The 22,659-nt window shown below is 64.4% G+C and carries 13 protein-coding genes; 4 read left to right on the top strand and 9 right to left on the bottom strand.

Annotation, left to right across the window (positions count from 1 at the left end):
• From PVE35_RS21870 to PVE35_RS21860, 3 genes are read right to left on the bottom strand one after another with little or no spacing between them, the layout of a single operon-like run.
• Nucleotides 1–1,113 (bottom strand): hypothetical protein, encoded by a 1,113-nt coding sequence (locus PVE35_RS21870; RefSeq protein ID WP_277372963.1) that lies wholly within the window; start codon nt 1,111–1,113, stop codon nt 1–3.
• On the bottom strand, nt 1,113–2,744 hold the full coding sequence (locus PVE35_RS21865; RefSeq protein ID WP_277372962.1) for a GH3 auxin-responsive promoter family protein: 1,632 nt from the start codon (nt 2,742–2,744) through the stop codon (nt 1,113–1,115). The genes PVE35_RS21870 and PVE35_RS21865 overlap by 1 nt, the downstream gene beginning before the upstream one ends.
• Complete coding sequence (locus PVE35_RS21860; RefSeq protein WP_268179183.1) at nt 2,741–3,565, bottom strand: hypothetical protein; 825 nt, start codon at nt 3,563–3,565, stop codon at nt 2,741–2,743. The genes PVE35_RS21865 and PVE35_RS21860 overlap by 4 nt, the downstream gene beginning before the upstream one ends.
• Before the next feature lie 410 nt (nt 3,566–3,975).
• Here PVE35_RS21860 and PVE35_RS21855 point away from each other — a divergent pair, with 410 nt between their 5' ends.
• On the top strand, nt 3,976–6,264 hold the full coding sequence (locus PVE35_RS21855; RefSeq protein ID WP_277374924.1) for a YgiQ family radical SAM protein: 2,289 nt from the start codon (nt 3,976–3,978) through the stop codon (nt 6,262–6,264).
• Nucleotides 6,265–6,321: 57 nt separating this feature from the next.
• Here the strand turns inward: PVE35_RS21855 and PVE35_RS21850 are convergent, their stop codons facing one another.
• Both PVE35_RS21850 and PVE35_RS21845 read right to left on the bottom strand, forming a co-directional pair.
• Nucleotides 6,322–7,806: a TolC family protein gene (locus tag PVE35_RS21850; RefSeq protein WP_277372961.1), complete on the bottom strand. Its 1,485-nt coding sequence runs from the start codon at nt 7,804–7,806 to the stop codon at nt 6,322–6,324.
• A 53-nt stretch (nt 7,807–7,859) separates the two neighbouring features.
• Nucleotides 7,860–16,016: an Ig-like domain-containing protein gene (locus PVE35_RS21845; RefSeq protein ID WP_277372960.1), complete on the bottom strand. Its 8,157-nt coding sequence runs from the start codon at nt 16,014–16,016 to the stop codon at nt 7,860–7,862.
• A gap of 278 nt (nt 16,017–16,294) precedes the next feature.
• Between PVE35_RS21845 and PVE35_RS21840 the strand changes: the two genes are divergently transcribed.
• Complete coding sequence (locus PVE35_RS21840; RefSeq protein WP_277372959.1) at nt 16,295–16,882, top strand: tail fiber protein; 588 nt, start codon at nt 16,295–16,297, stop codon at nt 16,880–16,882.
• Nucleotides 16,883–16,901: 19 nt separating this feature from the next.
• The gene (locus PVE35_RS21835) at nt 16,902–17,474 is read left to right on the top strand and encodes a tail fiber protein (RefSeq protein WP_268179179.1); all 573 of its coding nucleotides are present in this window, start codon (nt 16,902–16,904) and stop codon (nt 17,472–17,474) included.
• A 19-nt stretch (nt 17,475–17,493) separates the two neighbouring features.
• On the opposite strand, the gene PVE35_RS21830 is transcribed toward PVE35_RS21835, so the two are convergent.
• Nucleotides 17,494–17,796, bottom strand: a complete 303-nt coding sequence (locus tag PVE35_RS21830; RefSeq protein WP_268179178.1) for a hypothetical protein — start codon at nt 17,794–17,796, stop codon at nt 17,494–17,496.
• Nucleotides 17,797–17,859: 63 nt separating this feature from the next.
• Here PVE35_RS21830 and PVE35_RS21825 point away from each other — a divergent pair, with 63 nt between their 5' ends.
• Nucleotides 17,860–18,351 carry a GNAT family N-acetyltransferase gene (locus tag PVE35_RS21825; protein WP_277372958.1) on the top strand — a complete coding sequence of 164 codons (492 nt, stop codon included), beginning with the start codon at nt 17,860–17,862 and terminating at the stop codon, nt 18,349–18,351.
• Nucleotides 18,352–18,357: 6 nt separating this feature from the next.
• Here the strand turns inward: PVE35_RS21825 and PVE35_RS21820 are convergent, their stop codons facing one another.
• The 3 genes from PVE35_RS21820 to PVE35_RS21810 are packed head-to-tail and all read right to left on the bottom strand — an operon-like array spanning nt 18,358 to nt 22,558.
• Nucleotides 18,358–20,454, bottom strand: a complete 2,097-nt coding sequence (locus tag PVE35_RS21820; protein WP_277372957.1) for a biotin/lipoyl-binding protein — start codon at nt 20,452–20,454, stop codon at nt 18,358–18,360.
• Nucleotides 20,451–21,770: an HlyD family efflux transporter periplasmic adaptor subunit gene (locus PVE35_RS21815; RefSeq protein WP_277372956.1), complete on the bottom strand. Its 1,320-nt coding sequence runs from the start codon at nt 21,768–21,770 to the stop codon at nt 20,451–20,453. Before PVE35_RS21815 ends, PVE35_RS21820 begins: the two co-directional genes overlap by 4 nt.
• Nucleotides 21,767–22,558 carry an efflux RND transporter periplasmic adaptor subunit gene (locus PVE35_RS21810; RefSeq protein ID WP_268179174.1) on the bottom strand — a complete coding sequence of 264 codons (792 nt, stop codon included), beginning with the start codon at nt 22,556–22,558 and terminating at the stop codon, nt 21,767–21,769. The genes PVE35_RS21815 and PVE35_RS21810 overlap by 4 nt, the downstream gene beginning before the upstream one ends.
• Nucleotides 22,559–22,659: the final 101 nt, after the last annotated feature.

Below are 22,659 nucleotides of genomic sequence, written 5' to 3'. Positions count from 1 at the left end.
TCACAAGCGGGCGATTTCGACATGGCGGTGGCCGTGCGCCTGGGCCGGGCGCGGGTCGTGGTCGTAACTGAGGAGGAAGTGGCGGCTGTGCAGGGTCTGGCGCCGGTAACGGCTGACGACTTGCGCCAGTGGGTCATCGTCGAAGAAGCCGCACACCAGGCTTTGCCGAGGCTGTACCTGGTGGGCCAGGACATGTTCGAGCAGTGCCTGGAAAACCAGCGGGTCGTCGTTGCGTACGCTCAACCCGTGCAGGTGCAGGTAGTCGAAGGTGTCGCCGACGGCGGGCAGGTGCAAGCCACCGAACAACCGGCTGTAGAGGTTGTAGGGCCTGCGCAGGGCGGCCAGCCATGGGCTGTAGCGGGCCACGCGGGTCTGCTTGAAAGCCTTCTGCTTCCAGACGCCGACCACGCCGACCACCTGCCCGTCGAGGCAGGCCAGCCAGTAGTCTTCGATGCGCAGCCCCAAGTAATAAGGACTGCCCGCCAGTAGCGCCTCGACCTCATAGACCGGGAAGCCCTGGCGGCTGGCGGCCTGCTGCCAGAGCTGTTGCATGGCCTGCGCATCCGCATCCGCAGCGCTCGCAGCGCGGATCTGCAGGCCACTGTCGGCGTGGCGGCGGGACTGGCGACCGGGCAACAGGCTGGTGGTGATGCGCCCGTTCGGATAGAAGTTGGGCAGCCCGGCGCGGCCGCGGCCGACGATACCCAGGGGGATCAGGTTGTCTTCGAGAATGACGGCTTCCATCCAGCTACCGGGCGTCTGCATGGCCGTGGCGATGGCGCGAAACAGTGCGCCCAGCACGCGGCCGCCGCGTCCTTCGGCGGCGATACGCAGGTCATGCAGGTAGCCGACCCTGCAGGGTTGGCCATTGATGTACTGCTGGCGCTGGCCGATATCCACCATGCCGAGCAAGTGGCCTGGGCGTTCGCCGTGTTCGGCGACCAGCACCTGCGGCGCTTCGCAGGCCACCAGGGCGCCACTGAAGAAATCCGGCTCGCGCTCGAAGGTCAGGGTCACGCTGCCCATCTGCGGCGTGCGCCGCAGCAGGTCGAGCAGCGCCGCATTGTCATCGGGCCGGGCCGGGCGTACCAGAACCTCGCGATTGTCCGCCATCAGCTCACCTGCAACAGTGGGCGCAGGCTGGCGGGCAGTTCGCCGGGCCAGTGGCGCAGAGCTTCGAGCTTGATATTGCCTTCCAGCATGCCGCGCGCCCGGGCCTGCTCCAGATATAGCTGGCGCATCTGCGGCTGGGCGATGCAGCGCGCGGCAGCGAGCTGGCCGAGGTCGCGGGCCAGGCGGTAGTGGAAGTTGTCGAGCAAGGCGTTTTCCAACTGCTGGGCCAGATCCTGCAGTGCGAGCGAGCGTGGCTCGATGTTGCTTTCGAGCAGCAGCACATAGCCGGGGCGCCCCTCGCCGCTGTCGTCCAGGGCCAGCAGGGTGATCGGCAGGTAGCCGGCATAGTCGAGGCGGTCGAGTACGTTTTGCGCCAGGGTCGCACTGATCTTCTCACCGACCAGATCGACGCCATCGTTGCGCCCGAGGAAACGGAAGCAGGGCAGCGTGCGCCAGTGGCCGCTGACCTCCAGGATGTCGTTCATCCGATAGCGAGCGAAGCCGCTGCCGGTGGTCAGCAGCGGCATCACCTGCTGGCCCTGGCGCAGGGCCCAGGGTGGCAGGATCTTGCCGCTGTCGAGATCCTCGAACTCGTAGACATGGCTGCGGTAGGCCAATGGGTAGCAGCCACGAAACGGGAAGGTGACCACGCCTTCCGTGGCCCACAGTCCTTTACCTTGGAACCCCGCCTGCGGCAGTAGCTGGCGCAGGCGTTGGGCCCAGGGCGCGGCGGCGGCGGTATCCCAGGCGCTGACCAGGGCCAGTTGTGGCCAGAGTTCGGCGAAGAAGGCTGGATCGGCCTGGCCATCCCAGGCGCGCAGGCGCTGGGCGGCGGCTGTCGAGCGTGGGCAGCGCAGCGCGGCCATGGCGGCGCTGCGCTGGCCCCAATGGCCGCGGCTGAGCACGTCGGCCAGTTCTTCGCGGCACTGGCCCAGTTGTTCCAACAGGCCAAGGCCGAAGGTCGGGCTCCAGATCGACATCACACTCAGGCGTGTATCGGCGACCAGGAAGGCCAGGGTGGCGAACAGCGAGTCGTCGGCGCTGCCGGCCAGGGCGATGCCGGGTGGCGCGGTCTGGGTCAGGCCGGCGATCAGGCGTTTGCCCAGCGACATCAACTGCATGTCGTCGTTGAGGTCGGCGCTGCTGCTTTCGCGCAATGCGCTGGGAATCCATGACAGCGACCAGTAATGGCTGCCCTGGGCGATCTGCGGGTATTGCCGGTAGAGGTCGCCGATCCAGGGACTGATCGCCTGGTCGAGCTCGCCGAGAAAGGCCCGGGTGTAGGGGATCCACTTGATCGCCGAGGTGGAGCCGCTGGTGGGCTGATAGCGACTGATGGGGCTGTCGATCAGGCGTTGCTGGTTCTCCCGGCGTTGCCGCTCGAGGTCGTCCTGATAGTCGCGGTAATGGCTGCCGGGCAGGCGTGCGGTTATCTGCTCCCAGCTATCATCGGGGCGAATGCCGCTGTTGCGGCCACGCGGGGAGCGTACGAAGCGTTGGCTCCAGTCGCGCAGCAGGCGGCGCTGCACGGCCTCAAGGTCGTGTGCCTGACGCTCGAAACGCTGCAGCCCACCTTGCATGAAGGCCTTGAGCAGGCCGTGGCCGCAACGGCTGGCGATCACTGCGCTCATTGGCTCAGCTCGGCCGAGCCGTCCTGGATGACGCTGGCTTGTGCCGAGGGCTGGGCGGCAGTTGTGGCCGCTCGCCAATTCAGATTGCGGCGCAGCAGCTTCAGCGCCAGGCGCGAGCAATAGCGTAGCAGGGCGGAGTAGGACACTTCCCCTGCACAGGGCAGCTCGGTGCCGCGCCGCCAGGACGGGTTGCGTTGCTCGAAGTAGGCGATGTCGGCGTCTTGTTCGCACAGCTCTGGGGTAATGCTGGCGACTTCCTCTTTCAGATGCTGTGCGCCCTCGCCAAAGTCCAGCAGCATGCGTTGTGGGTCGAAGGCCTTGGGGAAGAGCTGTTGGCTGTAGGCCGCGACCACCTGCTTCAGCGGGCTGTCGGGCGTGTTGCGGTCGGGGTAGTAGGCGTAGAAGTTGCGAGTCAGCAGCAGATAGGTCTTGTAGCCCTTGGAAATCAGCAACCAGTAGAGCGGGGTCAGCGGATGGCGCAGGCGTGCGCGTATCAGTTGCGCGTAGAAGGCCACATGCAGGCAGCGAGAGCCCCAGTACGCCGGCTCGACTATGGTGTCACCGCTGAACAACCCCCTGGCGCGTTTGCCGCCGACGTTGATGTCGAAGTGCGTGAGGGTCGAAAAGCCGACGATACGCTTGCTCTTGCGGGTGCGTGCGAGGATCACGCCGCTCTTGCGCGAGAGGTCGTCGAGAAAGGTCTGCTGCGTGGTGTTCTGGTAGTACTGCGAGAAGACCGCGTACATCTGCTGGGTATCGGCAGGAGTCAGGCGCTGCAGGGGTACATAGCGGCTGCTAAGTTTTTCGGCAGGTACAAGCATGGGTGTGTCCCTCAATGGACGTTGTCATTTATCTGGGCAGGTGTTTCCTCTAACTGCTGGGTGGGCCTGCATCTCTCAGGGCCTCTCCAACCACGCAACGAGATTGGAGAGATCTGCGCGAGGGAGGAGTTTTCAGTCGATGGCCAGGCGGGGCCATTGATCCAAAGTTCGGCAGCGTCAAACTTGCGCGCTGTGCCATTTCCCGTCCTGGGCGGCGTGTTGCCAAACGACCCAAACGGCTCGACGCCTTGGCGCGCGCACCCGCTTTTGGATGGGGGAGGACGGCTGCCGGAGGGGGACAGATAGGTAAAAGCCCGAGCGGAGGGCTCGGGTTTGGTTAAAATTTGTGCTACATTTCGCGCCCGCGATTTTTCCTACCCGTTCGCTACCGCCGGTCTCTCTCCATGTCCATGCAAGCCGCCAAGCCCCTGTTCGACTATCCCAAGTACTGGGCCGAATGTTTCGGGCCCGCACCCTTCCTGCCGATGAGCCGGGAAGAGATGGATCAGCTCGGCTGGGACAGTTGCGACATCATCATCGTCACCGGTGATGCCTATGTGGATCATCCGTCGTTCGGCATGGCCATCATCGGCCGTCTGCTCGAGGCCCAGGGCTTTCGCGTCGGCATCATCAGCCAGCCGGACTGGCGTAGCAAAGACGACTTCATGAAGCTCGGCGAGCCGAACCTGTTCTTCGGTGTCGCAGCGGGCAACATGGACTCGATGATCAACCGTTACACCGCGGACAAGAAGATTCGCAGCGACGACGCCTATACACCGGGTGGCCTCGCCGGCAAGCGCCCTGATCGTGCCAGCCTGGTCTACAGCCAGCGCTGCAAGGAGGCCTACAGCCACGTGCCGGTGGTGCTCGGTGGCATCGAGGCGTCGCTGCGTCGGATCGCTCATTACGATTACTGGCAGGACAAGGTGCGCCGCTCGATCCTGATGGACGCCACCGCCGACATCCTGCTCTACGGCAACGCCGAGCGCGCTGTGGTGGAGATCGCCCAGCGCCTGTCGCGGGGCGAGCAGGTCGAGGCCATCACCGATGTGCGCGGCACCGCTTTCATTCGGCGCGATACGCCAGCGGGCTGGTTCGAGGTGGATTCCACCCGTATCGACCGCCCCGGCCGCGTCGACAAGATCATCAACCCCTACGTCAATACCCAGGACACCGAGGCCTGCGCCATCGAGCAGGCCAAGGGCGAGGTCGAAGACCCCAACGAAGCCAAGGTCGTGCAGATACTCGAAAGCCCGCGCATGACCCGTGACAAGACGGTGATCCGCCTGCCGTCCTTCGAGAAGGTGCGCAACGACCCGGTGCTCTATGCGCACGCCAACCGTGTGCTGCACCTGGAAACCAACCCGGGCAACGCCCGTGCGCTGGTGCAGAAGCACGGTGACATGGACATCTGGCTGAACCCGCCACCCATTCCCATGACCACCGAGGAAATGGACTACGTGTTCGGCATGCCCTACGCACGGGTGCCGCACCCGGTCTATGGCAAGGAGAAGATCCCGGCCTACGAGATGATCCGTTTCTCGGTGAACATCATGCGTGGCTGCTTCGGCGGCTGCACCTTCTGTTCGATCACCGAGCACGAAGGCCGCATCATCCAGAACCGTTCGCACGAGTCGATCATCCGCGAGATCGAGGAGATGCGCGACAAGGTGCCAGGCTTCACCGGCGTGGTCTCCGACCTCGGAGGGCCGACCGCCAACATGTATCGCATCGCCTGCAAGGATCCGGAAATCGAGCGTCACTGCCGCAAGCCGTCCTGCGTGTTCCCCGGCATCTGCGAGAACCTCAACACCGATCACTCGTCCCTGATCGAGCTGTACCGCAAGGCGCGCGCACTACCCGGTGTGAAGAAGATCCTGATCGCCTCCGGTCTGCGCTACGACCTGGCCGTGGAGTCGCCGGAATACGTCAAGGAGCTGGTCACTCACCACGTCGGCGGTTACCTCAAGATCGCCCCGGAGCACACCGAGCGTGGCCCGCTGGACAAGATGATGAAGCCGGGCATTGGCAGCTATGACCGCTTCAAGCAGATGTTCGAGAAGTACTCGAAGGAAGCGGGCAAGGAACAGTACCTGATCCCCTACTTCATCGCCGCGCACCCCGGCACCACGGACGAAGACATGATGAACCTCGCCCTGTGGCTCAAGCGCAACGGCTTCCGTGCCGACCAGGTGCAGGCCTTCTACCCGTCACCGATGGCTACCGCCACCGCCATGTACCACTCGGGCAAGAACCCACTGCGCAAGGTCACCTACAAGAGCGACGGCGTGACCATCGTCAAGAGTGAGCAGCAGCGCCGCCTGCACAAGGCCTTCCTGCGCTACCACGACCCGAAGGGCTGGCCGATGCTGCGCGAGGCGCTGGAGCGCATGGGCCGTAGCGATCTGATCGGCAACGGCAAGCACCACCTGATCCCCACCTACCAGCCGCAGACCGACGAGTACCAGAGCGCGCGGCGCAAGAACTCCACGCCGGCCGGCAGCAAGAAGGTAGGCGGTGGTGGCAAGCTGCTCACCCAGCACAATGGCCTGCCGCCGCGCGCCAGCGATGGCAGCAAGCCCTGGGACAAGCGTGAACAGGCCAAGGCCGCGGCCTTCGCCAAGTTGCAGGAACAGAAGAAGGGCAGCGGCAAGGGCACAGGCGGGAAGAAGAAATCACGCCCGGTAGCGCCGCGCTGAGGGGCAAAGCTGGGCGTGTCTGTCGGCCTCAGTGACCGACAGACACGCCTGTCGAGATTACATCTGCCCTGACTGCCATTGCGCTTCGCGGCTGGCCAGCGCGGCAGCGATGTCCTCGATGCTGTCGGAGGCGATGCTCTCCGGCAACGGGTCGAAGCCCACGCTGGCGAACAACTGGCCATAGCTGTTGCGCAGCTCGGCATAGGCCAGGTCGCGCCGCAGGTCGGCCTGCAGGGTGTTCAACTCGCCCTGGATCAACTCCAGTTCACCGATGCCCTGGGCCTGGTAGCGGTTACGCAACTGCTCGACGATCTGGCTATCCAGGCCTGCCAGTTGCTGGCTGGTCTGGAACTGGCGCTGAGCTTCGCGGAAGTTGGCATTGGCCACGTGCAGTTGCGCCAGAATCGCCATCGACATCGCCTGGCGGCGCGCGTCGGCGACTTCCTGGCCGGCCTTGGCCACGTCGATGGCCGCTGGCGCGGAAAGCACGTTGAACAGGTTCCAGGTGACCTTCACGCCGTAGTCGGCCCAGCTCTGATTGACCAGGAAGGAGTTGCTGTCGTAATGACCGCCAGCCGAGAACTCCAGGCCAGGCAGCAGGCGCAGCATGGCCTTGCGGGTTTCGGCGGCGCTGATGCGTGCCTGATAATCCTGCTCGCGCAGTTCCGGACGGCTGGCCAGGGCTTCCTGTTCGAGCTGGCTGAGTTCGACCTTGAGCTCCGGCATCTGATAGCCGGCATCGGGCGCCAGTTCGACGTCGGTGCCCAGGGGCAGGTTGATCAAGGTCGCCAGTTCGGTCTTGGCCAGGGACAACGCGCGGCGTTGTTCTTCCAGTTGGCGGGTGGCTTCGATCAGGGCGCGCTGGTAGCTCAGGGCCTGGATCGGGTCGCCGATGCGCTGTTCGCTGAGGCGCTGGCTGTTGTCACGGGCCTGGACGACCCGGTTCATCAGGCTGTCGATCTGGGTGAGCAGGCGGTCGGCTGCCATTGCGCGCCAATAGGCCGAACGCACATCCTGAATGATGGTGTGCAGCACCTTGCGCCGACGTTCCTGCACGATCAGGCGCTGGTCGCCCTGTTGCTTGGCGCTGACGTAGCTGACGCCGAAGTCGAGCACGTTCCACACCATGGTCAGGTCGGCGACGTCGCGGTCGCGATCCTGCGAGGTGGAGGGCTCCAGCGATTGGGTGCCGGTGCGGATGCTCTCGCTGCTGGAAGCACTCATGTTGCTACGCCCGGCGTAGCCAGCCGACAACGCCATGCGTGGCAGCATGTCGAAGGTGGCCAGGTCGACCTGGCGCTGCGCCATGGCCTCCTCCATGACCTTCAGGCGCGCCTCGAGGTTATATTTCACCGCACGAGCCATGGCCTCATGCAAGGTCAGCGGGCCATTGAGCGGCTCCTGATCCTTGAACATGACCGCCAGATCCTGTTGTGCCCTTTGTTCACTGACGCTGCGGTCAATCGGCTTGCTGGTGACGGCGCAGCCGCTGATAGCCAGCGTCAACAAGCTGATCGTGAACAATGTTTTCGTGTTACCCATCCTTGAACTGCCCCCTAGTACGGTGTTCATTCGATTCTTATAGGTTTCGCCGATCAGGCCTGTGGCATTTGCGCGGACAACTGCCCCAGCGCCCAGGCGAGGTCTCTTATCTGGCGTTGTTCGCTTGCGCCTATCTCTTGCAACTGCTGGCCCAATGTCGGTGCCCCGGTCACCGCTCCGAGGTCATTGCCGCCAAGGCTGCCGCCCCAGCGTAGCTGGATATCTCCCGATTGCTGGGGCACCTCCTTGCTGAACAGGCCGGAGAAACTGCTACTGCCGAATACGCTGGCATCGCCACCGCCAAATCCGAGGAAGCCCACGGCGCTGCCGCTGCCGCTCCCGCTGTCACTGCTGGAGAAGACCTGGGCAATGTAGCTGGGCGCCAGAGCACCATTGTTGATGAAGATGTTGCCGAGGGTAGGAATACCGCTGCCCAGGGTCGGTAGATCGAACAAGGGCGGTGGTAACAGTGGCGAGGCGATGATCGGAGCCGGGGCTGGCGGTAGAGCCGTATCGGGCTGCGAACCGGGCTCCGTAGGCAGGATGTTGTCCCCTGGGTTGCTGCGGAACTCGGGGTCCCCTTCGGTTTGATTTTGGGTATAGGGCTGACCGACCAAGCCACCTGTAAGCGTGTTGCCGGCCGAATCGCTGATGCCGGTGCCGCTGCTATTGAGTGACAGGGCCAGGCTGCCGCTGCCGACAACGTTGCTAATGCTGATCTGGTAGGTGCGTGCATCGATCTGCACCAGGCTGCTGAGGTTACCCTGGGCGCTGCCGGTACTGACCAGGCTGAAGTCCGACAGGTCGACGCCGCTCACGTCTTCGCTGAAGGTCAGCGTGTAGCGTACATTGCCGGCACTGCTGGAGGCTTGATCCAGGGTGAGGGTTGCAGTGGGCACTGTGGTGTCGATGCGCACGCCCGAGGTGTCTCCGACATTGTTCAGGGTCAGATTCATGGCATTGCCAGTGGCATCGCGCAGGCTGCCACCATTGTTCTGCAGACCCGTCACGGTGATGCCGTCCGCATCGTTCAGACCCGGTTGCACGTTGTACTGGAAGACCAACGTAGTGGTGCCAGAGCCTGCCACGTAGTCTGCGAAGATCGTGGTGCCGCCGATATCCAAGGCAAGCCTTGGCGTACCATTGACCAGAACGGCTTCGCTGGCGTTGACCACGAAGGTCAGGGTATCGCCTGCGTTGTACTGTACGCCGGCTGGTACGTTGACACTGCCAATAAGCGGAACCACGGTGTCGACGGCATAATTGCTCGATAGGGTACCGCCAATGCCGGCATTACCTGCTGCGTCCTGCACGGCCGTGTTGTTCAGGGTGATCAGGTTGCTACTCGCGGTGACGTTGGCGTCTGGCGTCAGGGTAGCTGTCCAGGTGATGCCGCCATCGTTGCTGCTGAGCCCGCTGAGAGTGCCATTGGTTGCGCTGAGGTCAGCCAGGCTCAGACCCGTTACCGCTTCGTTGAAGGTTATGGTCACGGTTGCGCTCTCACCGGCAGCCAGCGCGGTGTCGCTGAGCTGGATGGTCGCGCTCGGGCGTTGGGTGTCGATGGCGTAGTTGTTGGAGTTGGTACTAGCGCTGCCGATATTGCCAGCGGCGTCCTGTACCCCGGTGTTATCTAGGGTAATGACGTTGCTGCCGTCGGCAATGTTGCCGTTGGGCGTCAAGATCGCCGTGTAGGTGATGTTGTCCGAGGTGCTCAGGTTGCTCAGGGCACCGTTGGCCACGCTGAAATCGGCTAGGCTCAGGCCCGTCACGGCTTCGTTGAAGGTGATGGTCACGGCTGTGGTTTCACCGATGGCCAGCGCTGTGTCGTTGACCACGATGGTCGCAGTTGGACGCTGAGTATCGATGGCGTAGTTGTTCGATGCGGTGGTGCCGGTACCGGTATTGCCAGCAGTATCGGTGTAACCAGTGTTGTTCAGGGTGATCAGGTTGCTGGCATCGGTGACGCTGGCGTTCGGCGTCAGGGTCGCTGTCCAGGTGATGCCGCCATCGGAGCTACTGAGCCCTCTGAGACCGCCGTTGGCCACGCTGAAGTCATCCGTGCTCAGTCCTGTCACGGCCTCGCTGAAGGTAACCGTGACCGTGGTGCTCTGCCCGGCCTTCAGCGCAGTATCGGCGACCACGATGGTGGCGGTGGGTCGCTGGGTGTCGATGGCGTAGTTGCCCGAATCGGTGCTGCCCGTGCCGGTGTTGCCGGCCAGGTCGGTTATGCCGGTATTGTCCAGAGTGATCAGGTTGGTCGTGTCGGTGACGTTGGCGTTCGGCGTCAGAGTGGCAGTCCAGGTGATGCCGCCGTCGTTGGAGCTTAGGCCGCTGAGGCTGCCGTTGGCGACGCTGAAGTCGGTGATGGTCAGCCCGGTGACCGCTTCGCTGAAGGTGATTGTGACGCTTGTGGTCTGCCCGGCCTTCAGCGCGGTATCGCTCACCACGATGGTTGCTGTGGGGCGTTGGGTGTCAATGGCGTAATTGTTCGAGTTGGTACTACCAGTACCGATGTTGCCAGCGGCATCCTGAACACCAGTGTTATCCAGGGTGATCATGTTGCTAGTGTCGGTAACGCTGCTGCTTGGCGTCAGGGTGGCGGTATAGGTGATGTTGTCCGAGGTGCTCAGATTGCTCAGGGCACCGTTGGCCACGCTGAAGTCGGTCAGGCTCAGGCCTGTCACTGCCTCGTTGAAGGTAATGGTCACGACAGAGGTTTCACCGATGGCCAGCGCGGTGTCGTTGACCACGATGTTCGCAGTTGGGCGCTGGCTATCGACGGCGTAGTTGTTGGAGTCGGTGGTGCCGGTGCCGGTATTGCCGCCGGCATCGGTGTAGCCGGTGTTGTCCAGGGTGATCAGGTTGGTCGTGTCGGTGACGTTGGCGTTCGGCGTCAGGGTTGCTGTCCAGGTGATGCCGCCGTCGCTGGAGCTAAGGTTGCTGAGCGCGCCGTTGGCCACACTGAAGTCACCCGTGGTCAGGCCGGTCACCGCCTCGCTGAAGGTAACCGTGACCGTGGTGCTCTGCCCGGCCTTCAGAGCAGTATCGGCGACCACGATGGTGGCGGTGGGTCGCTGGGTGTCGATGGCGTAGTTGCCCGAATCGGTGCTGCCCGTGCCGGTGTTGCCGGCCAGGTCGGTTATGCCGGTATTGTCCAGAGTGATCAGGTTGCTGCTGTCGGTGACATTGGCGCTGGGCGTCAGGGTGGCGGTATAGGTGATGTTGTCCGAGGTGGACAGATTGCTGAGGGTGCCGTTGGCCACGCTGAAGTCACCCGTGGTCAGTCCGGTGACCGCTTCGCTGAAGGTGATGGTGACCGTGGTGCTCTGGCCTGCCTTCAGCGCACTGTCGGCGACCAGGATACTGGCGGTCGGGCGCTGGGTGTCGATGGCGTAGTTGGCCGAGTCGGTGCTGCCGCTGCCGATGTTGCCGGCAAGGTCCATCACGCCGCTGTTGTCGAGGGTGATGATGTTGCTGGCATCGGTGATGTTGCTGCTGGGCGTGAAGGTGGCGGTCCAGGTCAGGCCGCCATCGCTGCTGCTGAGGCCGCTGAGGCTGCCGTTGGCCACGCTGAAGTCAGCGATGTCCAGACCCTGCACGGCCTCGTTGAAGGTCACGGTGACGGTGGCGGTCTCGCCGATGCGCAGGGCTGTATCGCTGAGGGTGATGCTGCTGGCGGCCGGGCGCACGCCGTCCACCACCAGGGCCTTGTTGGCGCCCAGGGAACCGGCAGCGCCGGGTGTTGGCAGGGTGAGGAGGGCGGCCTGGCTGGTGCCGTCCTGAATGCTGCCGCCGTTTAGGCTCAGGGCCGAAGTGGAGGCGTAGTCGAGGTCGGCGGAGCTGTCACCGGCTTGTATGGTGTAGCTGAAACTCAGGGTGTCGCTGCCCGAGCCGGAGAGGTAGTTGAGTACGCGATCGGTGGTGCCGGTTTCCAGGGTCAGGGTCGGGGTGCCAGTGACGTTCACGGTGCTGCTGAACTGGACGGTGACGACTATGGTGTCGCCGATCTTGTAGGTACCGTTGGCCGTGCTGGACGAGACGCTGGTGACCGTCGGCGCGGTGGGGGCGGTCAGGGTCAGGTCATTGGTGCCAGTGCCGCCGGCATAGCTGGTGGTCAATTGGGTGCCATTGCCCGCCGCGTTGAAGGTGCCACCCTCGCTGAGGCCACTGAAGGTGCCGACGATGGCATCGGCGGCATCATTGAGGATGACCTCATAGATCTCGCCATTGCCGGCCGCATAACCGTGGGTGACCGACAGCGTCGCGCCGGAAACGTCGACGTTGCCATTGACCACGATCTGATCGTAGCCGGTGCCCGCACTGGTGCCATTGATATCCAGTGCCAGGGTGCTGCCTGCATCCAGGGTCAGGTTGCCATTCACGGTCAGGGTGCCGGCGCCGCCGTTGCCTGGGGAGAGGGTGCCACCGTTCTGCACGGTGACGTCGCCACCCAGGGTGCCGCCGCCAGCCAGGGTGGCGCCATTGGCCACGGTGGTGGCGCTACTGGTGCTGCCGTCGACCAGCAGAGTACCGGCGGAAACTGTGGTACTGCCGGTGTTGGTATTGCTGGCCGAGAGACTCAGGCTGCCGCTGCCCGTCTTGGTCAGGCCGCCGCTGCCGCTGATTACCCCGGAGAGTGTCGCGGCGGCGCCAGCATTGATGGTGGCCACGCCGGTCAATGCCAGGGCATTGTCGATGGTGGTGTTGCCCGTGATCAGCAGGGTGGTGCCATTGGCCAGGTTGAGGCTGCCGGCGCCGAGGTTGCCGTCACCGGCGACGCTCAGGGTGCCGGCATTGACGTTGGTGCTGCCGTTGTAGCTGTTGCTGCCGCTCAGGGTCAGGGTCGCGGCGCCGGTCTTGGTCAGGTTGTTGCCGCCGCTGATCACGCCGGAGAGCGTGGTGTCTGCGCCGGTATTGACCGTGGCGTTGCCGCTCAGGGCAATGGCGTTGTCGATGGTGGTGGCGTTGCTGGTGGCCAGGGTGCTGCCAGCCGCCAGAGTCAGCGTGCCGTTGCCCAGGTTGGCGTCGCTGGCCACGCTCAGGGTGCCGGCGCTGACGGTAGTGGCGCCGTATGTGTTGGTGCCGGACAGGGTCAGGGTCGAGGCGCCCGCCTTGGTCAGGGTATAGGCACCGCTGACCACGCCGGACAGGGTGGCGTTGGCCGCTGCCGTGACCGTGGCGTTGCCGCCGAGGACGATGGCGTTGTCGATGGTGGCCGCGCCGGTGAGCGCCAGCGTGGTGCCCGCAGCCAGATTGACCGTTCCCGAGCCCAGGTTGCCGTCGCTGCTTACGCTCAGGGTGCCGGCATTGACGAAAGTGGCGCCATAGCTGTTGTTGGCGGACAGGGTCAGGGTACCTACACCGGTTTTCGTCAGGTCGTAGGCGCCGCTGATGGCACCGCTGATGGTGACGGCGTTGCTGTTGTCGATGGTGCTGTTGCCGGTGAGGGCAATGGCATTGTCGATGGTCGTGGCGCCGGTGATTGCGAGCGTGCTGCCAGCCAGGGTCAGGCCGCCCGTGCCGAGGTTGCCATCACCGGCGATCGACAGCGTACCGGCGGAGACGGTGGTGGTGCCGCTGTAGCTGTTGCTGCCAGCCAGGGTGAGAACGCCATTGCCCTGCTTGATCAGCGAACCGCTCCCGGAAATGATCCCGGAGACGCTGGTTGAAGTGTTGTCGCCCCCACTGGTGAGGGTATGGCTGCCAAGCTGGATGCTGGCGTTGGCGTTGTTGCTGGCCAGGCTGCCGATGGTCTGATCCGAGAGCAGGGTCAGCACGCTGTTGCCGTTGACCCGTACCGCACTGTTGCTGGACACCGAGGCGTCGCCATCGAGCTTCAGCCAACCGTAATTGAGCAGAGTGGTGCTGCCGCTGTAGCTGTTGCTGCCGGAGAGGGTCAGTGCATGGCTGGCCGAGCCTGTCTGGCTGATAGACAGGCCACCGTTGCCACTGATATTGCCGGAGAAAGTGGTGTCCGCAGTCTGGGTTGTCGTCAGGGTGCTGCTGCCCAGGTTGATCGCCCCCGCCCCGGAGAGATTGCCGATGGTTTCGTTACTGTTCAGCGCCAGGGTGGCGCCTGCGGCGATCGACACGCTGCTGTTATCGGCAATGGCATTGCCGTTAGCGACGGTCAGGGTGCCGGCGGCGATGTTGGTGGCCCCGGAGAAGCTGTTGGCCGCGCCGCTCAGGGTCAGGTTGCCGGCCCCGGCCTTGGTCAGTGCGCCACTGCCGGCGACCACTCTGATGATGGACGCGGTATCACCCGAACCGTTGCTGAAGGTCTGGGTGGTACCCCCGCCCAGGGTGATGGTGCCGCCGGTGAGGGTCAGGCCACTGACCTGATCCAGATCGAAGGTCAGGCTCTCGTTGATCGATACGGCGTTGAGGTTCAGCGTCTGCCCGGCCAGTGAGGAGTCGAAGACAATGGTCTGGCTGCCGGTGTTGTCAGCGGCTGCGATGGCGACGGCCTCGCTGAAGCTCACACCGTTACTCACGTTGATGGTGGCCGTGTCGGTGTTGTTGGTCACGTAGATGGTATCGCTGGTGACCGTGGTTGTGGCGCTGGCGCTACCCCCTGCGCCGTCATTGAGGGTGAAGCGGATGGTGGCGTCGCCCGCTGGGGTGTCGTTGCGGTAGGTGATGCGCTGTGCCACGTCGTTGACCAAGGCCGTGGTGGCGTTGGTGCCGCTGCTGGTGAAGTTGACGGTCAGCACGCCATTGCTATTGGTGAAGGTGGCGAAGGTCTGCCCGTTCGCTTGCAGGTTGCCGTTGCTGACGGTGAACAGGGCGCCATCGGTGTCGAAGCCCAGTATGTCGCTGGCCACTGCCGTGCCGTTGCGCTGGATCACCAGGCTAGCGCCGGACCAGTTGCCGTTGCCGCCGTTCAACGCGCCCAGCTCGGTGTCGGTCAGGCTGGCATTGCTGCCCAGGTCGAGGTGCACTGTATTGCCGGCGCCGTTCCAGGCGACACTGTCGCCATTCAGATTGCCGATTGTGGGAGCGCTGTTGGCCCCTTTCAGGTCGGCCAGGATCAGTTGCTGCAGATCCATGTTGGCTACCGATGAGGCACCAACGAGATTGGTCACGCGCAGGGTGAAGGAGGAGATGTCGTTGTATTTGGAGGCGTTCAGGTCGATGGTCAGCGGCCCCTGAGCACCGCTGTAGGTAAATGAGTCATCGACAGCGATTCCGCCCGAGGTGGCGCTGAAATCGAGGCGATATTCACCGCCGAAGCTCTGGATCACCATGCCGTCGAGGTCGAATGTGCCCAGGTCGACATTGTCTGCGGTCCAGGTCAGCTCGTAATAATAATTGCCGTCGCCATCCATCTGCGGGCTGGTATTGAAATAGATGGAATCAGGTGAGCTGGCCCGGGTTGCACCGGTTGATTCGGTAATGTTGAAACCGTCGACGGTGTTGCCGCCGGTATTGTTGTTCCAGTAGGTATCGCCAAACGACTGGGTAGCTGAGGGCAGCGCCAGCAGGTTGTCGTAGTTTGCCAGTTGCGCCATGTCCAGCACGTCATGAGCGGCGATTTCGCCACTCTGCCGCTCCAACTCCCAGTCGCCGCCCATGGCGGCAGCGCCGGTTCTGTCGGAGGAGGCCGCGATGTCGGCCTGGGTCAGCGTCGCCAGTTGCTCCACCAGGGCGGCACCGCTGTCGCTACGACCGATGTCGCAGCCATAAAGGAGGATGTCGCCGTCGCTGCTGAGGCTGGCACCGATCGCGGCCAGCTCGGTCGAGCGGCTGGCGACGTTCTGGTTGTCCAGCGTGGCGCTGCCCAGTTTCAGCAGGCCCTGCTCGCCATGGCTGAAAATATGGATGGCATCGATGTCCTGCCGGCCTTGCAGATAGTCGGCGATCTGTTGCAGGCCATCACGGTTGCCGTCGAGTACCACCACCTCGACTCCCGGGCGTAGCGAGGCGATCAGTTGCTCCTTGTCGGCCACCTTGCCATCGATGAACACCAGATCCTGACGCTGATCGGCCGTGGCACTTTCTGACGCTGCGGCCAGGGTGTCGTGCGAGGCGTCGGGGCTGCTTGCCGCATCCGGGGTATCGGTGGGCTGGCTGGCGGTGGTCTCGGCGACGGTAGCGGCCACGGCGCCGTCGAACATCATGCGGGCTTCGAGGCTGATGGCCAGAGGAGCATGCAGTGAGTCAGTCTGGGGTTTGCTGCGGGTCGAGACTTTCGGCAGATTGCGGAACATTTTGAACTTCCTCCCTGGACTCACCGCTCATGTTTCCTCTACTGCCGAGGCTCTACGTGGGTTGGTGAATGGGCATGCAAGTGTGACTGGTGGCGGTATGCCTTCAGTGGCCGTAAAAGCAGTCTAGTTGTTTCTCCGGCAATGACTAGGAGGGCCGAGAAATAAATCTTCGCCTGCACGGATGTCAGCTATGGTTCTTTACGGCTCGGGCCGCAAGGAAGAAGTCGGCGGCTCGGGCGACTCCGTGATCACGCGACCATAATCGAAAAGGAATAGTCATGAGCGATCAGTCCTACATTGGTGCGATCAGTGGTTGGGCACCCAACTTCGCGCCCCGTAACTGGGCTTTCTGCCAGGGGCAGTTGCTGCCCATCAATCAGAACCAGGCGCTCTTTGCCGTCATCGGCACGACCTATGGGGGGAACGGCCAGAACAACTTCGCCCTGCCCAACCTGCAAGGCCGTGTACCCATGGGGGCGGGGCAGTCGCCAGGCACCACACTACATCCTCTGGGGCAGCAGGCAGGCCAGGAAACCATGACCCTGACACAACTGCAGATGCCCGCGCACAACCATGCCACCACGGTTTCGGCCAGCGCGTCCTTGCCGGCCAGCAGCGCGGCTGCCACCACGGCCACGCCGACAGCCAGCACCGTGTTGGCCAGTGCCACCGGTGCTTATGGCCGCGAGACAGTCGATGTGAAGATCTACGCGCCGGCCCCCGGTTCGGTCAGCGTACCCCTCAGCACGACGGCTACGGTCACCGTGGCTAATACTGGCGGCAACCAGCCGTTCTCCATCCTCCAGCCCTTCACCGTCATCAACTACATCATCTGCCTGCAAGGGATCTTCCCCCCACGCGACTGATGGCTCGAGGAGTATTGCAATGGATATCGACAGCTACATGGGGGTAGTCGCCCCCTTTGCCGGCAACTTCGCGCCGCGCGGCTGGATGACCTGTAGTGGGCAGCTTTTGTCGATTGCCCAGTTCGATGCACTGTTTTCTCTGCTAGGTACTACCTATGGAGGTAATGGCACGACCACCTTCGGCTTGCCCAACCTCAATGGACGGGTGGCGGTGGGGGCCGGCGGGCAATATGAACTTGGCGAGATGACCGGGACGGAAAGCACCACACTGCTGATGAACAATCTGCCACAGCACCAGCACGATGCCGTTAGCCAGTTGAGCGTGGCCCTGCAGGAAGCGGACGTCCCCGCCACTGCAAGCCAGGCGTCGGCCACCAGCACGCTCGGGCAAAGCCTTGGCAACTATGGTCGCGAGAGCGCCGCGGTACAGATCTACGCGCCCGCGCCAGGGTCTGTGCAGTTGCCCGCGCAACTGCAGCTAAACGTTCAGCTAGCCGTCAGTGGTCAGAACCAGCCGGTGAGCATAGTGCAGCCAGTACTGGCCCTGACGCAGTGCATCTGTGTCGAGGGGCTCTATCCACCTCGGCAGTGATCGGTCGCCACTATCAGGCCTAGTTGAACTGGGCCTGATAGTGACGCAGGCCGTCGCCAGGGGAGACGATCGGGCTCAGGTAGAGCATGTATTCGCGACCGCTGGCGCTCTTGAGGCGGTACTGTGCTTCCAGCAACAGCACGTTCATGGGTGTGGTGAAGATCAGCGAGAAGGGTGTGCGATAACCATTGCTCGCCACGGCTCCCTCTACCAGCCTGTGCAGGGTCAGTTGGACGGGATCGGGAACGGTCTCTGCCGTGAACAACTGGCCGATTTCCGCGTTGAAAGACCGAGCCGTGAGGCCTTGGGTATCGATGAGCATGGGTCACTCCCTGTGCTTAGGAATAATTGGCATTGCCGCCAGGCAGGGGAAATATAGCAGCCCATGAGCGAGATGAAGGCCGGCGGAGAGCTCAAGCGACGTGTCGCCTGCGCGGCGGACGAACCCTGGCTGCGCCAACTCTTCGCCCAACTGCGGGGGCTGCAGCCTGAACTGCTGGCAGTCTGTCCTCAATTGCTGGAGCAGCAATGGCAACTGCAGCGCCAGGTTTTCGCCAATCATTACCCGGATGCCCGTACTGAGGTCGTGCTGCTCGATGCTGAGCCGGTCGGAGCACTTACCTGGCACGAGGGGGCACAAGCCATTCGCCTGCTGGATATCGGTCTGCAGGAACGCTACCGCGGGCAGGGCCTGGGCGAGCGACTGCTGAAGGCGCTGATCGACCAGGCCGACCTGCAGGGCAAGGCGCTGGAGCTGGCGGTGATGCGCCACAACCCCGCGCTGCGTCTCTACCAGCGCTTGGGGTTTCGTGCGCAAGCCAGTGCGGAGGATGAGGTTCAGCTCCAGATGCGCCGTGAGCCGCAGCCAGTGGTCTAACGCACCTCAGAAACCGCTTTCGCGCACACCGAGCGCCGCGATTCGCCGCCAGGCCGCGCCCAGCAGGGACTGGCGCTCACCCTCGAGCAGCACCACGCCACGTAACGGATGATCGGGGTGGATGTCGTCTTCGAGCAGCATCAGGCGTACCCCGTATTGTGCCTGCACGGGCTCGGCGCGATGTTGCGCGTCGCGGCGCACGGCGATGGGGCCACCATGATCGGAGCTGAGCGCCTCCAGCTCCAGGTAGGCGGCAGCGGTGGGGTTCACTTCGTCCAGGCGCACCGGCATGGCCGGGCGTGCTGGGTCATCGGCAATGAAACGTCCGCTGCTGCCAGCCTCGACCCGCCAGAGGTTCTCTTCGGCCAGGTAGCCGCGCAGGCGCAGCCCAGGCTCGACGATGCGCGCCAACGGCTCGGCAGGGTGCAGCCAGCGATCCACACTCAGGTCGCGTTGCAGGTCACGCACCACGCCGGCCTGTGGCGCGCGTAACTGCAGGCGCTCACGTTGCGCAGCGAGGCCGCGGTATTCGGCCACGGCCTCGGCCAGGCGCTGTTCGAGAACGCCAGCGTCGGCCGCCGTCTCGCTGCGTGCCGACAGGCGGCGTAGTTGCAGTTGCAGAATGTCGATCTCGCGGCGGACGATGGCTTGCCGCGAGTCCAGATCGGGCGAGTCCAGTTCCAGCAGCAGGTCCCCGGCCGCCACGCTCTGCCCGTCCTGCACGTGCACCGCCTTCAGGCGCGCAGCCACCGGAGCGTGCAGGGCATGGGTGCGGGAGGCTTCGAGCAGGGCCGGTATCTCCACCGAACTGCGCCAGGGCACCACCAGCACCAGCAGTATCGCGCCCAGGCCCAGGCCGGTGAGCAAGGCCTTGTGCGGATTGGCCTGTTCGCGGCGTTGCCACCACTCGCCCAGTTCGCGCCAGATCGGCAAACCGATGAACCAGAGCAGCTCCACCAGCATGAGGAAGATGCCCAGCACCTTGAAGAACAGGTGATAGACCGCGAGGGCGATGCCGAGAAACAGGATCGCGCGCCAGATCCATGAGCCATAGCCCCAGATCAGCAGGCGTTTGCGCATGGCTGGCGACCAGGGCTCGGGGGCCGGTTCGCCATAACCGAACAGCGCCTCGCGCAGGCGCCAACGGCACAGGGCGAAGGCGCGTTGCTGCAGGTTGTCCACGCCCCACAGGTCGCTGATCAGAAAGTAACCATCGAAGCGCATGAAGGGGTTGAGGTTGATCACCAGGGTGGTGATCCAGGTGGCACTGGCCAGCATGAAGGCCGCGGTGCGCGCCGGGCCGTCCGGCAGCAGCGACCAGGCCAGCAGCGCCAGCACCGCCAGCGACAGCTCGGCGAGCACGCCGCCGGCGCCGATCAGCAATCGCGAGCGGCGGTCACGCACGCGCCAGGCGTCGCTGACATCGGTGTAGAACATCGGCAGCAGCACCATGAACGCCAGGCCCATGCTCTGCACCCGGCAGCCGGCGCGCTTGGCCATGAAGGCATGGCCGAATTCGTGACAGAGCTTGGCGAAGGTCAGCGCCACGCCAAAGGCCAGGGCGCCGCCCAGACTGAACAGATGGGGAAAGGTGGTGAGGAAACGCTGCCAGTCGCGAATCACCAGGAACAGGCCGAGTAAGAAGACCAGCGGCAGGCCCCAGCGCAGCAGCCAGGGGCCGTGACGCTCTAGCACCGGCCAGGCGCGATTGAGAAAGGGATCCGGGCGCCACAGCGGGATGCGAAAGAACAGGTACTGATGCAGTACCCGTTTCCATGGGCTCTGGCGCTGGGCGGCGGCTTTCATGGCGTAGCTGGCGCGCTGCTTGTCATCCTGGGCGGCGATCAGGTCATGCTGGCTGAGAAAGCTCAGCATTTCTTCCAGCTCGGCTTGGCCCAGGGGCAGGCCGGGCTCGCCGTTGGCCGCTGCCAGCACGCGCTGCGGCTCGCCCAGCGTCCAGTGGCGCAGCAGGCGCACGGCCGCGGCGCCAAGCTTGAAGTAGCGGCCGCGCAGGGGATCGGCAAGCGTCCATTGTGGCGCGCCATCGAGGCCGGGGGCGGCCGGTGATAGCTGCAGGTCGGGCCGCAGCGCGGGCAGCATCACAGGCCCAGGCTCTGCCGCAGCGTGGCCAAAGGCCGGCGCAGCAGGTAGTAGGCCAGCGGCGCGCGGTCGCCGAACAGCTTGGCGGTGCCGCGCAAGCCGATACGCGGCGGCGCTTCGACGAAGGCGGCGTCGAGGCGATAGGCCAGTTGTCCGGCGGCGGTGCTTTGCGCCTCGTAGGCGGCGCGCTCCAGCCGAGCCGCATGACGATGCAGCGGATCGCTGTCGAGAAACAGCGCCACCTCGGCGCCGGGCTGCAGGGCGATGGCGTCACCCACTGGCAGCTCGATGCGCAGTTCGGCCTGGTTCGGATCGGCAATCTGCATCAGTCGCTCGCCGGTCTGCACAGGTTTGCCGGTGAGGCGCTCGGCATCGGCGAACACCGCGATCCCCGCGCGCTCGGCGCGTACCTCGCTGCGCGCCAGCAACTGCTGGGCATAGTCGCGCTCGGCGCGCTTCTGCTCGACGCGCGCGGCGAGAAGATCCAGGCGGGCACTGGATTCGGCATCGGCGAAGGCGCGTTGGCTGTTGGCCTTGAGTTCCGCCTCGGCCACGCCCAGGGTGCGTTCGGCAACATCGGCCTGGGCCTTGAGGCTGGTGGCATCGAAACGCACCAGTACGTCTCCGGCGGCCACCTGCTGGTTGGGTTTGACCAGGAACTCGGCGATCACCCCATCCAGTGGGGCTGCCACCACACGCCCCCCTAGGGGCACCACTTCGGCAGGGGCCAGTACCGACTGGCGTACCGGGATCAGCAGCAGCAAGCAGAGCGCGGCCGCCACGGCCAGCAGCTTTCTGCGTGGCCAACGCAGGCGCCAGGGTTGGCGTGGTTGCAGGGCCAGCCAGGCATGGGCGTAGCTGCCGGCCAACTGCGTCAGCAAGGATTGCTCGGCGTCGTTGAAGGGTTGCTCGCGGGCCAGCCACAGGCCGCCGAAGGTTTCGCCGCTGCGGTTCTTCAACGGCAGCCAGTAGGCGTGTGGGGTGGACAGTTCGTTCATGTCCAGGCGAGTCTGCTCGTCCATCTGCGCCGGGTCGACGTTATGGCCCTCGTCCAGGCGCTCTTGGTCGCGCAGGGCCGAGGTGGCGCGTTCGACGAACGCGACGAAAGGGGAGTGCGCTTCCACCACACTGATGCCGGTCAGCGCCTGTACCTTGCCGGCGATCAGCAGGGCGGCATGACGGAAACCGAACAGCGCCTGGCCGTCATTGACCATGGCGAAGGCCAGTTGCTCGGTATTGGCAGCCTTGCGTGCTTGCTGCTCGAGCCCGAGAAACAGGGCGAAGATGCGCTCCGCCGTGGCCGGCAGTGGCGCGTTCATGGTGACTCCTGGAACTGCGCAGTGCCGCTCATGCCGGCCAGCAGGCCCTTGGCATCCTCGGGCAGGCTACCGATCAGCAGCAGGGTCTGGCTGCCCTCGTCGATGCGTGCGCCCAGGCGTTTGATCCTGGCCTGCAGTGGCTTGCCGGTCTCGTCGGGAATGAACTCGAAGGCCTGCCCCGGTTGCAGGCGGCTGAGCCAACTGGAGGGCACCAGCAGGTAGATTTCCAGCGTGGTGTTATCCACCACTTCCAGCAGCGGCGCGCCACTGGCGACACTTTCGTGGGGTTGCGCACGGCGCTGTACCACGTTGCCGGCGAAGGGCGCGGTGACGCTGCAGCGCCTGACCTGCACCTGGTACACCTGGGTCTCGGCCTGGGCCTGGGCCTGGCGGGCTTCGGCCAGCGCCACCTCGAAGCGGCCGACCGAGTTGAGGGCGGCCAGTTGCTTCTTGTGGTTCAGCTCTTCACGGGTGGCGCGCGCGGCGGCCTGCGCAGCGTTGAGCTGGGCCTGGTAGGCGCTGCAGTCGAAACGGGCGAGCAGATCACCCTTGGCGAAGCTCTGGCCATCGCTGTAGGGCATCTCGACGATGCGCCCGGCCAGTTCGCTGCTGATCACCGCCTGATTGCGCGCACGCAGTACCCCGCGCACCTGGCGTTCGCCACTGCTGGCGGTGGTTTGATCGAGGGGGGCGAGCAACGGGTCTTCTGCCCAGAGCGAGGGGCTCAGGACGAGCGTCAGGATAGCGAGGGGCAACCAGCGGACAGAGCGGAGGGGCATGACACACATCCTTGATGAGATGTGTGCAGTCTAAGGCAGGCTGCGGCTATGGCAAATCCAATGCGATGTTCGTTAGGGCACCTCTAAAAACTACCTGCGTTGTCATCGCC

The organism is Pseudomonas sp. AA-38 (assembly GCF_029457475.1).
Lineage (GTDB): Bacteria > Pseudomonadota > Gammaproteobacteria > Pseudomonadales > Pseudomonadaceae > Aquipseudomonas.
Note: the sequence above shows the minus strand (reverse complement) of the source record. Positions and strands in the feature narration are given on the sequence as shown.